Origin of the sequence: Pseudomonas persica (genome assembly GCF_900291015.1) — a bacterium.
Classification (GTDB): Bacteria; Pseudomonadota; Gammaproteobacteria; order Pseudomonadales; family Pseudomonadaceae; genus Aquipseudomonas.
Window position 1 is genome coordinate 100,390 of record NZ_OLKL01000048.1, and the last position, 12,773, is coordinate 113,162.

Genomic DNA, 12,773 nt, shown 5'->3' on the forward strand with positions numbered 1-12,773 from the left:
TGAGAAAGACCCTGCATATGCAGGGCCTTTTCATTGGGGCCGCTGTGCAGCCCCAAGGTGCCGATCAGCCGCGCGCGTCGCGGTCCCGCAGGCCCAACAGGTACAGCACCCCGTCCAGCCCCAGGGTGGAAATCGCCTGCTTGGCCGACTGACGTACCAGCGGCTTGGCGCGGAACGCCACGCCCAGGCCGGCCAGCGACAGCATCGGCAGGTCGTTGGCACCGTCACCCACGGCGATGGTCTGCTCCAGCTGCAAGCCTTCTTCGCTGGCCAGCTTCTGCAGCAGCTCGGCCTTGCGCTGGGCATCGACGATCGGCTCCACAGCCACGCCGGTTACCTTGCCATCGACCACTTCCAGCTCGTTGGCGAACACATAGTCGATACCCAGGCGCGCCTGCACCTGGCGGGCAAAGTAGGTAAAGCCCCCGGACAGGATCGCAGTCTTGTAACCCAGGCGCTTGAGCTCGGCAAACAGGTTCTCTGCCCCCTCGGTCAGGCGCAGTGACGCACCGATCTCGTCCAGCACACCTACATCCAGGCCCTTGAGCAGCGCCATGCGCTCCTTGAAGCTGGCACGGAAGTCCAGTTCGCCGCGCATGGCGCGCTCGGTGATCGCGGCCACCTGCTCACCCACGCCAGCGGCCTTGGCCAGTTCGTCGATGACTTCGGCTTCGATCAGTGTCGAGTCCATGTCGAACACCGCCAAGCGCCGATTGCGGCGGAACAGGTCGTCCTTCTGGAAGGCGATATCGATGCTCAGCTCTTCCGCCAGGGCGAAGAAGTCGGCACGCAGAGCCTGGGCATCGCTCGGCACGCCGCGCACGGAGATCTCGATGGCCGCCTTGCCCTTGCGGGTCTCGGCAACCAGCGCCACACGGGCCGACAGGCGCTCGATACGCTCGATGGTCAGGTCGTACTGGCTGATCACTGCACTCACCCGCTGCAGCTGCTCGGGGGTGATCTTGCGGCTGAGCAGGGTGACGATGTGGCGCGCCTCGCCCTGGCCATCGGCCCAGTGCTGGTAGTCTGCCTCGGAAATCGGCGTGTAGCGGGCCTGCAGGTTCAGTTCGTGGGCCTTGGCCTGCACGCTTTGCAAAAGGGCGGTAGCCACTTCGTTGTCCGGGATGTCGACCAGAATACCGAACGACAAGGTGCCGTGCATGACTGCCAGGCCAATGTCGAGGATGCTCACGCCGCCCTGCAGCAGGACGCCGGTGATAGCCGCAGTGAGACCGGGACGGTCCTCACCGGTGATGTTGATCAGGACGATTTCGCGCACAACCTGGCTCCGACTTCGATGAAAAATGCGCATTCTACCGATTTTCCGTGACCGTCGGGCGCCAACGATACTTTGCCGACAAAACCCGGCTCGCTATACTGCCCCACACTTTCATGCCATTAAGAGCCGAGCTCAGTGAACCGGCCCACGCCCGTAAAAGCAGACAACTTCTTCCTGATGATCTATCGCGCCCTGAGTCAACGTCGCGTGCCGCTGGCACTGCGCATCGCCTGCACCAACATATTCCTGGTAGCGCTGGCGTTGGTGATCTACGCCTGCGTGATGGGCCTGCAGTTCAAGCAGGCCATGCACGAGCAGGCCGACGCCCTGGGCCAGAGCCTGACCACCCAGACCGCCACCTCGGCGACCGAGCTTCTGGTGGCCAACGACATCCTCAGTCTCAACGTGCTGCTCGGCAACCTGGTGAAGAACCCGCTGGTGGCCCATGCGGCGATCTACAGCGTGGACAACCGCATCCTCGCCGAAGCCGGCCAGCGCCCGCGCAACAGCCTGCTGGGCGAGGCCGAAGGCCTGTACCAGACCAAGATCACCTTCCAGGACGTGACCGCCGGGCAACTGCGCATCAGCCTGGACATGAGCCAGTTCCAGCAGCCGATGCTGATCAGCCTGCAGAGCATGGGCATCCTTGCCGCCATCCTGCTGGTGCTGGCGTTGACCCTGAGCCTGCGCCAGGGCCGCTTCATCACCCTGCCGCTGCTGCAGTTGCGGGTGTGGCTGCGTGACCCGCAACCCTATACCCCGGCCACCGACCGCCAGGACGAGATCGGCGACATCGCTCGCCAGCTACATGCACGTCTGGCCCCACCGCCGCCACCTGAGCCAGAGCCTGAGGAGGAGGACGACGAGCAGTACGACAACCTGCACGACGCCGCCCCGCCAGCCAAGGCCGCACCGCGCGCCAAGCTTGCCGCCCAGGCGGACGAGGATGACGACGAAGCCTTCGCCGGCCTGTTGGACGACGACAGCGTGCCCAAGGCCGCCGTGATCGAATCCGACGAACCGCAGTACAGCGCCGTGCTCGCCGTACAACTGGGTTCGCAGGAGCAGCTGCGCCGCCTGCCGCGCACGCGTCTGACCGAACTGACCGAGCGCTACCGCGATTGCCTGGAGCACGCTGCCTCGCTCTACGACGGTGAAACCCATACGCTCAATGACGGCAGCACCCTGGTGCTGTTCCACAGCCGCGACTGTGGCGAGGACTACCTGACCAACGCCATCTGCTGCGGCGAGCTGTTGCGCGCCCTGGGCCATGCCCTGCAGATCGAAGTGGCGGACAGCGGCATTACCCTGCAGTTGCAACTGGGCCTGGTCCTGGGCAACGACCTGCAAGGGCTGGAACTGGTCGACCTGCTGATGGCCGAGAAGGCCCAGGACGCCCTGGCACTGTCACAGCACAGCCGCAACCTGTTGCTGGTGGAGCGGCAGATCAGCGATGACACGCTGATTCGTCAGCGCGCCCGCATTCGCCCGATTGCCAGCCCGGAAGGCGCCTGCTGCGTCGAGCGCCTGATGGAGCCCTACCCGTCGATGCTGGAACGGCAGTTGGCGCGCATGCACGAGCGCCGGGCCTGATACCGGGCAGGCCTTTTCGCGGGTAAACCCGCTCTCATAGAACTGCACATAACTCGTTGAATTAGCAGGGCCCCTGTGGGAGCGGCTTTAGCCGCGAACACCGGCGCAGCCGGTGCCATGCACCGCGTTGGATTCTTCGCGGCTAAAGNCAGGATGCACGGACCGCTTGCGAATTCAGTTCTCTATGCGACAGCGCAGACCAAAGGGCTGGGCCATCTCCCACAGGACCTGCGCCAACCTGTGGGAGCGGGGTTTCCCGCGAAAAGGCCAGCCCGGACAGTACAAAAAACAGCAGATACGAAAAAGCCCGCAACGATGCGGGCTTTTTCGTATCTGGCAGCGCGATCAGAACCGATAGACTTCCATATCGGTACGAATCGGTGCAGCCATCGGGATCTTGGATTTCTCCGGCGTCTTCTTCACCTGCACTGGCGCAGCTGGCTTTTTAGGCGACTCTTCGGCAATCGCCGACTGGTTGGCCAGCGGCTTGACCGCCGTGCTCAGCTGTTCGGCCAGCTTCTGCAGCAATTGACCCTGGGCCTGCACCTGCGACGCCTCGCTGCCCGCGTGCGGCTGCTCGAGGTGAACGATGCGGTTGTCACGCACATGGCCACGGCGGTCCAGCAGGCGCCACTGGGCATCCAGAATGGCCGGCTGGTCCTTGCCCGAGTCCAGGCGAGTGATCGACAGCAGCACTTGTACATCCGGATTGAAACCAGCCACCGCCGGGGCCAGCACCACGCGCTGGCTGTCCAGGCGCCAGGCGAGCTGGCGCACCAGCAGCTGGTCGATATCCGACGAAAGGCTGCCGGCCCAGCGACCGTCGGTCGCCGGACTCAGGCTGCCGTCAGCCTGACGCTGCAGGAACGTCTCACGTTGCAGGTAATCGGCTACCGATACCGGGCCGAGCACCACGGCCATGCCTGCACTCTGCGAAGGCTGGCCAGGATCACCACTGTCGAGCTGGTACAGGGCAACCGGCTGGTGCATGGTGCACCCGCCAAGGCCCAACAGGCCAGTCATCAACAGCGCAAATGGAAGGCGCAGAAATTTCATCATCCCATCCAGGCGGTCGCCAACAGGCCAACCGCAGTGATACATGTAGATTCAAACGGGCACACGGCCACACCGGCACCGCAAGGGCCATATCATCCGCGAAATAACCGTCCGACTCCAGCATTTCTGCCCGGAACGACGCTGAAATTGCCGTTCCAGACATTTCAACCGGTTACGCCGGCACTTCCACCTGCAACCCATCGACCCGCTGGAAGCCACGTGGCAGCTTGCTGCCGCGCCGCCCGCGCTCGCCCTTGTAATGCTCCAGGTCGTCCGCTTTCAGAGATAGGGTACGCTTGCCGGCTTGCAATACAAGTGTCGCGCCTTCGGCAATCACGGCCAGATCGGTAACAAATTCTTCACGGCTGGCCACCCGGTCGCCCGGTACACCGATGATCTTGTTGCCCTTGCCTTTGCCCAACTGGGGCAAATCGCTGACCTTGAACACCAGCAGACGACCTTCGGTGGTCACCGCCGCCAGCCAGTCCTGCTCGCGGTTGGCCACCGGGCGCGGAGTCATGACCTTGGCACCGTTGGGCAAGCTGAGCAAGCCCTTGCCGGCCTTGTTCTTGGCCTGCAGGTCCTCACCCTTGACCACGAAGCCATAGCCGGCGTCCGAGGCCACCACGTACAGCGCGTCATCGTCCGGCAACAGCACGCACTCGAAGGTGGCCCCCGGTGGTGGCGTCAGGCGGCCGGTCAGCGGTTCGCCCTGGCCACGCGCCGACGGCAGGCTATGGGCGGCCAGCGAGTAGCTGCGGCCGGTGGAGTCGATGAGCACGGCAAACTGGTTGGAGCGCCCGGCGGCGGCAGCCTTGAAGCCATCGCCGGCCTTGTACGACAGGCCGGTGGCATCGATGTCGTGGCCCTTGGCGCAGCGCACCCAGCCCTTCTCCGACAGCACCACGGTGACCGGCTCGGTCGGCATCAGCTCGTTTTCCGACAGGGCCTTGGCTTCGGCACGCTCGACGATCGGCGAGCGGCGCTCATCGCCATAGGTTTCGGCATCCTTGATCAGCTCGCTGCGTACCAGTTTGCGCAGCTTGGCATCGCTGCCCAGCAGGGCGAGCAGTTTGGCCTGCTCTTTCAGCAGTTCGTCCTGCTCGCCGCGGATCTTCATCTCTTCCAGGCGCGCCAGCTGCCGCAGGCGGGTCTCGAGGATGTAGTCAGCCTGGATCTCGGTCAGGTCGAAACGGGCGATCAGGGCCTGCTTGGGCTGGTCCTCGGTACGGATGATGTGGATAACTTCATCCAGGTTGAGGAACGCGGTCAGCAAACCTTCCAGCAGGTGCAGGCGCTTCTCCACCTTGTCCAGGCGGTGCTGCAGGCGGCGACGAACGGTACTGGTACGGAACTCCAGCCACTCCAGCAGCAGCGCACGCAGGTTCTTCAGCTGTGGCCGGCCGTCCAGGCCGATGATGTTGACGTTGACCCGGTAGCTGTTCTCCAGGTCGGTGGTGGCGAACAGGTGCTGCATCAGCTCGTCGGCGTCCACGCGGTTGGAGCGCGGGATAATGACGATGCGGCATGGGTTCTCGTGGTCCGACTCGTCTCGCAGGTCGGCGACCATCGGCAGCTTCTTGGCCTGCATCTGCGCGGCGATCTGCTCCAGCACCTTGGCCCCGGAAACCTGGTGCGGCAGCGCAGTGACGACGATGTCGCCATCCTCGACGCGGTACACGGCGCGCATGCGGATAGAGCCACGGCCGCTTTCGTACATCTTGAGGATTTCTGCCCGCGGCGTGACGATCTCGGCCTCGGTCGGGTAGTCCGGCCCCTGGATGTGCTCGCACAGTTGCTCGATGGTGGCCTTGGGTTCGTCGAGCAGGCGCACACAGGCCGTGGCCACTTCGCGCAGGTTGTGCGGCGGCACGTCAGTGGCCATGCCCACGGCGATACCGGTGGTGCCGTTGAGCAGGATGTTGGGCAGGCGCGCCGGCAGCACGGCCGGCTCCTGCAAGGTACCGTCGAAGTTCGGCACCCAGTCCACGGTGCCCTGGCCGACTTCGCTGAGCAGCACTTCGGCGTAGCGCGACAGCCGCGCTTCGGTATAACGCATGGCGGCGAACGACTTCGGATCGTCCGGCGCCCCCCAGTTGCCCTGGCCGTCGACCAAGGTATAGCGGTAGCTGAACGGCTGCGCCATCAGCACCATGGCCTCGTAGCAGGCCGAGTCGCCGTGGGGGTGGAACTTGCCGAGCACGTCACCGACGGTACGCGCCGACTTCTTGTGCTTGGCATCGGCATCGAGCCCCAACTCGCTCATGGCGTAGACGATGCGTCGCTGCACCGGCTTCAGGCCATCGCCGATGTGCGGCAGGGCGCGGTCCATGATCACGTACATGGAGTAGTTGAGGTAGGCCTGTTCGGTGAAGTCAGCCAGCGAGCGGCGTTCCACGCCGTCCAGGCTGAGTTCCAGTGAGTCGCTCATGCGGGCCTCGTCATTTCAGGTTCTGGCGCAGCAGCATAGTGCCGCCGCGCTGGGTAAATTCAAGTTGTTTGAGGGCACTCATGCCCAGCAATACGGTCTGCCCGTCCAGGCCCGGCACCACGATGGCGCGTACGTCCTGCAGGCGGATATCCCCTAGCTGCAGGCTGGCCAGGCGCGTGCGGTAGCCTTCGGTACGGCCGTTGGCGGTACTGAGCTGCACCGGGCTGCCGCGCTCCAGGCCCAGCTCGCGGCCCAACGCCTCGGGGATGGCCACGTCGGTGGCACCGGTGTCGAGCATGAAATGCACCACCTGGCCGTTGATCGCGCCATCCATCACGAAGTGGCCCTGGCCGTTGCCCAGCAGGCGCACCTCGATAAAGCCTTCGCCATGCGACGACTGCACCTGGGCATTGGGGTTACGCTGGCTGTCTTCCCATTGGCCGAAGAAACGCGTGGCCAGGAACAACGCCGCCGCCCAGGCGACGATCATCAGTACCTTGCCAGCCCGCCTGCCCGGTGCCTGGCTCATGGCTTGGCGCCCCATCCGCCTTCCGGCGCGTCGAAGCGCCAGACGATCGGGCGTACCTCGCCATCGGCGCGGGCGCCGTTGTTGTTGTCCACACCGATCCAGGCGCCCTTGGCATCGATCACCAGGGCCTCGGCCAGGCCGAACGGCTGTTGATAGCGGCGCGACTCGATCAGGGTATCGGCAGCGAACGACCAGCAGCGCTCGACCGTGCCGCTGTCGGTGTCCCGCCGGCAGACCCGGTAGGCATTGCGTTCCAGGGTGAACAGTTTGCCCTCGAACCAGGCCAGGTCGGCGAAATCGCGCGACAGCGCCTGGGCATTGGGCATCTGCGCCGGCTGCATTTCGACCCCGGCCTCGCTCAACAGCACACAGCTGCGGCCGCAGGTCCACACCGATTGCTGACGCTCGATGGCCACCAGGCCACGGCGCTCGCGCTCGGCGGCCAGCCACAGGCGGTCGCCCGTCGGGTTGATCGTCAGGCCCTCGAACAAGGCATTGAAGTTCAGCAGCATGCCGCTGGCCCGGGCCTGGCGGACCATGGCCGGGTCGATCTTCAACCAGTCCGCCTCGCCTTCCAGCGGCAGTTGCAGCACAGCGGCATGAGCCTCGCTGACCAGGTACAGGTTGCCCGCCTGGTCACAGCTGATGCCCTCGAAATCCAGCTCGCCACCCCGGATATACGACGCCGCCCAGTTACGCGACTTCAGGCCCCACGGCAGGCCGCTTTCCGGCACCGCTGGCGGGGTGAAGCTGAACGGCTGCGCGCGCCAGGTCGGGTTTTGCCGGTCGAAGCGGTAGATACGGTCGTCGTCGCGGTCGGACACCCCCCACAGCCCGCCCCGGCATTCCACCAGGCCAGACAGGTTGCCACCGCGTATGCCGTCGATCGGGTGTTCGGCGCTCAGCTTCAGCTCTGGCCAGTTGCCCGCCAGGCTCGGCAGGGCGACCAGCGCCAGACAGGCAGCCAGAAGCTGCCGAATCAAACCATGACCTCGGCCAGGTTGCCCTTGGTTTCCAGCCAGCTCTTGCGGTCGCCCGCGCGCTTCTTGGCCAGCAGCTTGTCCATCAGCTCGCAGGTGGCCTGCACATCGTCCAGGGTCAGCTGTACCAGGCGCCGGGTGTTCGGGTCCATGGTGGTTTCGCGCAGCTGTGGCGGGTTCATCTCGCCCAGGCCCTTGAAGCGGGTGACCTGTGGCTTGCCGCGTTTCTTCTCGGCCACCAGGCGGTCGAGGATACCGTCACGCTCGGCCTCGTCGAGGGCATAGTAGATTTCCTTGCCCAGGTCGATGCGGTACAGCGGCGGCATGGCCACGTACACATGCCCGGCCTCGACCAGCGCGCGGAAGTGCTGGACGAACAGCGCGCACAGCAGCGTGGCGATGTGCAGGCCGTCGGAGTCGGCGTCGGCGAGGATGCAGATCTTGCCGTAGCGCAGTTGCGCAAGGTCAGTGGCCCCCGGGTCGACGCCAATGGCCACGGCGATGTTGTGCACTTCCTGGCTGGCCAGGACTTCACCACCGTCCACCTCCCAGGTGTTGAGGATCTTGCCGCGCAGCGGCAGAATCGCCTGAAACTCCTTGTCGCGTGCCTGCTTGGCCGAGCCGCCGGCCGAGTCACCCTCGACCAGGAACAGCTCGGCGCGCATCGGGTCCTGGCCGGCACAATCGGCCAGTTTGCCGGGCAGCGCCGGGCCCTGGGTGATGCGCTTGCGCTCGACCTTCTTGCTGGCCTTGAGGCGGCGCCCGGCGTTGCTGATGGCCAGCTCCGCCAGTTGCATGCCCAGCTCGGGGTGGGCGTTGAGCCACAGGCTGAAGGCGTCCTTGACCACGCCGGAAACGAAGGCCGCCGCCTCGCGCGACGACAGGCGCTCTTTGGTCTGCCCGGAGAACTGCGGATCCTGCATCTTCATCGACAGCACGAAGGTGATGCGTTCCCAGACGTCTTCCGGTGCCAGCTTCACGCCGCGCGGCAGCAGGTTGCGGAACTCGCAGAATTCACGCATGGCATCCAGCAGACCCTGGCGCAGGCCGTTGACGTGGGTGCCGCCCTGGGCGGTAGGGATCAGGTTGACGTAGCTTTCCTGGATGCTGTCGCCGCCTTCGGGCAGCCACAGCAAGGCCCAGTCCACCGCCTCCTTGTTACCGGCCAGGCTGCCGCAGAAAGGCTCGTCTGGCAGGCGCTGGAACTCGTTGACCGAATCGACCAGGTAGGAGCGCAGGCCATCCTCGTAGTGCCATTCGACCTTCTCGCCGCTGGCCTTGTCCTCGAAGCTGACCAGCAGGCCCGGGCACAGCACGGCCTTGGCCTTGAGGACATGCTTGAGGCGGCTGATGGAGAACTTCGGCGAATCGAAGTACTTCGGGTCGGGGCTGAAGTACACGCTGGTGCCGGTGTTGCGCTTGCCGACCGAGCCGACCACTTCCAACTCGCTGGCCTTGAAGCCGTCGGCGAAGGTCATCTGGTATTCGTTGCCGTCACGTTTGACGCGCACGCGCACCTGGGTCGACAGGGCGTTGACCACCGAGATGCCGACGCCATGCAGGCCGCCGGAGAACTGGTAATTCTTGTTGGAAAACTTGCCGCCGGCGTGCAGTTTGGTGAGGATCAGCTCGACCCCGGACACGCCCTCTTCCGGGTGGATGTCCACCGGCATGCCGCGACCATCGTCGCTGACTTCCAGCGAGTGGTCGGCATGCAGGATGACCTGCACCGAACGGGCGTGACCGGCCAGGGCTTCGTCGACGCTGTTGTCGATGACTTCCTGGGCCAGGTGGTTGGGGCGGCTGGTATCGGTGTACATGCCCGGCCGCTTGCGGACCGGGTCAAGGCCCGAGAGGACTTCGATGGCGTCTGCGTTATAGGCGCTAGCGCTGGGAGTGGCCATAGGGTCTCGTCGTCAGTCTGGTGAATACAAGAAAGTCAAAATACAGAAAAATCGAGTGCTGCATACTGCCCACGGGCAATGCCGGCGAAGGCCAGCAGTGCCGGCAGGCGCTCGGCGAAGCCCTGGAAGCTGTGGTCGCCACCGGCCTGGATGCGCAGGGCGCAAGCACGGTAATAGCGCTCGGCATGGCGATAGTCCAGGGTTTCGTCGGCGGTTTGCAGCCACACTTGATAGCGGCTGGCGTCCACCGGGGCCGGCACTTCCAGCTCGGCCAGGGCCTGCACGTGATCGTGGGTCAGCTCCCAGGCCTCACCGGTGTAGTGATTGTGCTGGGTGCCCAGGTAGCCGTCGAAATGCTTGTGCGGTGTTACCGCCGGGTTCACCAGCAGCGCCTTGAGGCCGTGGCGCTCGGCCAGATAGGTGGCATAGTAGCCGCCGAGCGAACTGCCCACCAGTAATGGCGCACCGAGTTCGGCGATGGCCGCCTCGAGCTGGGCGATGGCCTGCCGTGGGTGGTGGTGCAAGGCGGGCACCCGCAGTTGGGCCGACAAACCCAGTTGCTGCATCACGGCCTCGAGTTGGCGCGCCTTGGTGGAAAGCGGCGAGCTGTTGAAGCCATGGATATAGAGGATGGAACCCGACATGCTGCCCCCGGAATCTGTGGCTTCGCGCCCGGTGATACGGGCGCAGGGACGCGCAGTGTAGCGCGTTCGCCGGGTTTTGACGCAGTGTCACGGGTTTCGCAACAGTTTCTTCAAGAGAGCCGGGGGCGCAGCGCGCCCCATCGACGCGGTTCGTCGCCACGACAAGCCAGCTCCCACACTGACCGCATAGGCTTCAAGCCCTGCACAGTACCTGTGGGAGCCGGCTTGCCGGCGATGGGCTGCGCAGCAGCCCCAAACTCTTCAATACCCCGGGCTATCGAAGTCGAGCTTCACCTGGAAATCCAGTGCCCGCTCCACCCCGGTCTCCAACCGCCCGTCGGCATGCAGGCGCAGCCAGCGGTATCCAGGCTGCTCCTCGCTCACCTTGAAGTCCTCGCTACGCGCCGCGAACTGGATGCAGGTCGACGGCGTAGCCAGCAGACGCCGGCCGCCGCGCACTTCATCCCATTGCTGGTGCACATGCCCCCAGAGCAAGGCTCGCACCTGTGGATAACGCTCGACGATATCGAACAGCGTCTGAGCATTGCGCAAGCCGATCGACGCGATCCAGGCACAGCCGATATCCACCGGCTGATGGTGGAAACACAGCAGGCAATGCCGCTCGCCCGCCCCTTTCAAGGCTGCCTCCAGCACTGCCAGCTGGTCATTCTCCAAAAAACCGTGAGTCGCGCCGTACACTGCGGTGTTGAGCATGACGATGCGCCAAGCACCAACATCGGTTACCGCCTGCATCAGTTCCGGCGCCACTTGCACCATGACCCGCGCCTCGTCGTGGTTGCCCGGCAGCCAGCGAGTGGGCACGGCAAACGGTGCGGTCAGCTCGCGGAACGCTTCATAGGACGCCACGCTGGCGTCCTGCGAAAGGTCGCCGGTGCACAGCAGCAGGTCGACAAGCGGTTGCTCGCGCCGCACCTGGGCAACCACATGGCGCAGGCTGTCACGGGTATTGAGGCCCAGCATGCTGCCGGCCGGGTCGGCGAACAGGTGGGCATCGGTCAGTTGCACCACATGCACGGGGCGCGTTTGGTCTGGCTGCGGCAACGGCCGTCTCCTCGAACGGATTCAGCGCGAATTATGGCTGTACAAAGGTTGCGAGCAAACACCCGTACCCAAACCACGTCACAATTCAGCGAACACTTGCCAGCTCGTGGCCACAGGCCAGGCAATGGCTCAGCCATTCACCGAGGAACAGGTTGAGCTGGGCCTTTTCGTCCGGCTGGTGCATGGCTTCGTTGGGATAGGGGTAGATGCTGCGCAGGCGCCGGGTGTGTTCGGCACTGACCACTTCGGCCATGCGTGCATCGTGGTACACCTGCACTTCCAGGTGCGGCACCGGCAACCACGGCAGGCTGTGCTCCTGGCGCACGTGCAGGGTGGTGGTGTACGGGCAGGCCAGCACCACGTCGAGTACCAGCACACCGAGCATCTGGTCGCCCTGGGTCATGCCGATGCGGCGCGAGCTCTGGGTGGTGCGCATGTCGGGCAACAGGCGCATCAGCCGGGCGTAGTTGGCCTCGCAGGCTGCCTGCAGCCCGACCAGGTCGACCCGATAACGCTCGCGCAGCAGGTTCACTTCCACATACCTCGTACTTCGTCACGGTTCAGCGCCAGCCATTGCAGGCCAATGATGGTCGCCGCGTTGCAGATGCGCCCGTCGCGCACCGCCTGCAAGGCATCCTCGAACGACCACACGCGCACGCGGATGTCCTCGCCCTCTTCTTCCAGGCCATGCAGGCCGCCTGCCCCTTCGCTGCTGCAACGGCCGAGGAACAGGTGAACGTATTCGTCACTGCCGCCGGGCGACGGAAAGTAGCGGGTCATCGGCCACAGGGCGCTGAACGTCAGGCCTGCTTCTTCTTCAGCTTCGCGGTGGGCGACTTCCTCGGGCTGCTCGTCCTTGTCGATCAGCCCGGCCACCATCTCGATCAGCCAGGGGTTGTCGACCTTGTCCAGTGCACCAACGCGAAACTGCTCGATCAGCACCACTTCATCGCGCAACGGGTCGTACGGCAGCACGCACACCGCATCGTGGCGCACAAACAGTTCGCGGCTGATCTCGCGGCCCATGCCCCCGGCAAACAACTCGTGGCGCAGGCGTAGCTTGTCGAGCTTGTAAAAGCCCTGGAAGCAGTTGGTCCGCTCGATGATTTCGAAGCCCTTGGGCACTGAGTTCAACGCGTCTGACATGGAAATCCTCATTACCTCGAATACCGCATCGCGCCATCCTACTCTGCACGCCTGCCGGTTTCACCCCTTTCCGGCAACCGTTCGCGCACTCGGGACAGCGCGCCTTCTCTCTGTTAGCTTAGTGGCGAACTGAAGGCCGCGCAGACGGT

11 protein-coding genes are annotated in these 12,773 nt (G+C 64.8%); 1 reads left to right on the forward strand and 10 read right to left on the reverse strand.

The window, feature by feature from the left end; all coding sequences use genetic code 11:
* Window positions 1-64 precede the first annotated feature (64 nt).
* On the reverse strand, window positions 65-1,279 hold the full coding sequence (serB, locus tag FQ664_RS23330) for a phosphoserine phosphatase SerB (RefSeq protein WP_178091041.1): 1,215 nt from the start codon (window positions 1,277-1,279) through the stop codon (window positions 65-67).
* A gap of 135 nt (window positions 1,280-1,414) precedes the next feature.
* Here serB and FQ664_RS23335 point away from each other — a divergent pair, with 135 nt between their 5' ends.
* Entirely contained in the window at window positions 1,415-2,872 is a 1,458-nt protein-coding gene (locus FQ664_RS23335) for an AhpA/YtjB family protein (protein ID WP_144175188.1), read from the forward strand.
* Between the two features lie 345 nt (window positions 2,873-3,217).
* Here FQ664_RS23335 and FQ664_RS23340 read toward each other — a convergent pair whose 3' ends face one another.
* The 9 genes from FQ664_RS23340 to FQ664_RS23380 form a co-directional block, all read right to left on the reverse strand.
* Complete coding sequence (locus FQ664_RS23340) at window positions 3,218-3,928, reverse strand: PqiC family protein (protein ID WP_144175190.1); 711 nt, start codon at window positions 3,926-3,928, stop codon at window positions 3,218-3,220.
* Between the two features lie 172 nt (window positions 3,929-4,100).
* Window positions 4,101-6,359 (reverse strand): DNA topoisomerase IV subunit A, encoded by a 2,259-nt coding sequence (gene parC, locus FQ664_RS23345; protein ID WP_144175191.1) that lies wholly within the window; start codon window positions 6,357-6,359, stop codon window positions 4,101-4,103.
* A gap of 10 nt (window positions 6,360-6,369) precedes the next feature.
* Window positions 6,370-6,888 (reverse strand): retropepsin-like aspartic protease family protein, encoded by a 519-nt coding sequence (locus FQ664_RS23350; protein ID WP_144175193.1) that lies wholly within the window; start codon window positions 6,886-6,888, stop codon window positions 6,370-6,372.
* Window positions 6,885-7,871: an esterase-like activity of phytase family protein gene (locus FQ664_RS23355; RefSeq protein ID WP_144175195.1), complete on the reverse strand. Its 987-nt coding sequence runs from the start codon at window positions 7,869-7,871 to the stop codon at window positions 6,885-6,887. The genes FQ664_RS23350 and FQ664_RS23355 overlap by 4 nt, the downstream gene beginning before the upstream one ends.
* Entirely contained in the window at window positions 7,868-9,772 is a 1,905-nt protein-coding gene (gene parE / locus FQ664_RS23360) for a DNA topoisomerase IV subunit B (RefSeq protein ID WP_015272020.1), read from the reverse strand. Before parE ends, FQ664_RS23355 begins: the two co-directional genes overlap by 4 nt.
* A 35-nt stretch (window positions 9,773-9,807) precedes the next feature.
* Window positions 9,808-10,416, reverse strand: coding sequence for a YqiA/YcfP family alpha/beta fold hydrolase (locus tag FQ664_RS23365; protein WP_003258136.1), 609 nt, complete (start codon window positions 10,414-10,416; stop codon window positions 9,808-9,810).
* Window positions 10,417-10,677: 261 nt separating this feature from the next.
* Window positions 10,678-11,478 (reverse strand): 3',5'-cyclic-AMP phosphodiesterase, encoded by an 801-nt coding sequence (gene cpdA / locus FQ664_RS23370; RefSeq protein ID WP_144175197.1) that lies wholly within the window; start codon window positions 11,476-11,478, stop codon window positions 10,678-10,680.
* 85 nt (window positions 11,479-11,563) lie between these two features.
* A complete protein-coding gene (locus FQ664_RS23375) occupies window positions 11,564-12,016 on the reverse strand; it encodes a DUF1249 domain-containing protein (protein ID WP_016501905.1) in 453 nt (150 codons plus the stop codon).
* A complete protein-coding gene (locus tag FQ664_RS23380; RefSeq protein WP_144175199.1) occupies window positions 12,007-12,624 on the reverse strand; it encodes an NUDIX domain-containing protein in 618 nt (205 codons plus the stop codon). Before FQ664_RS23380 ends, FQ664_RS23375 begins: the two co-directional genes overlap by 10 nt.
* Window positions 12,625-12,773 lie beyond the last annotated feature (149 nt).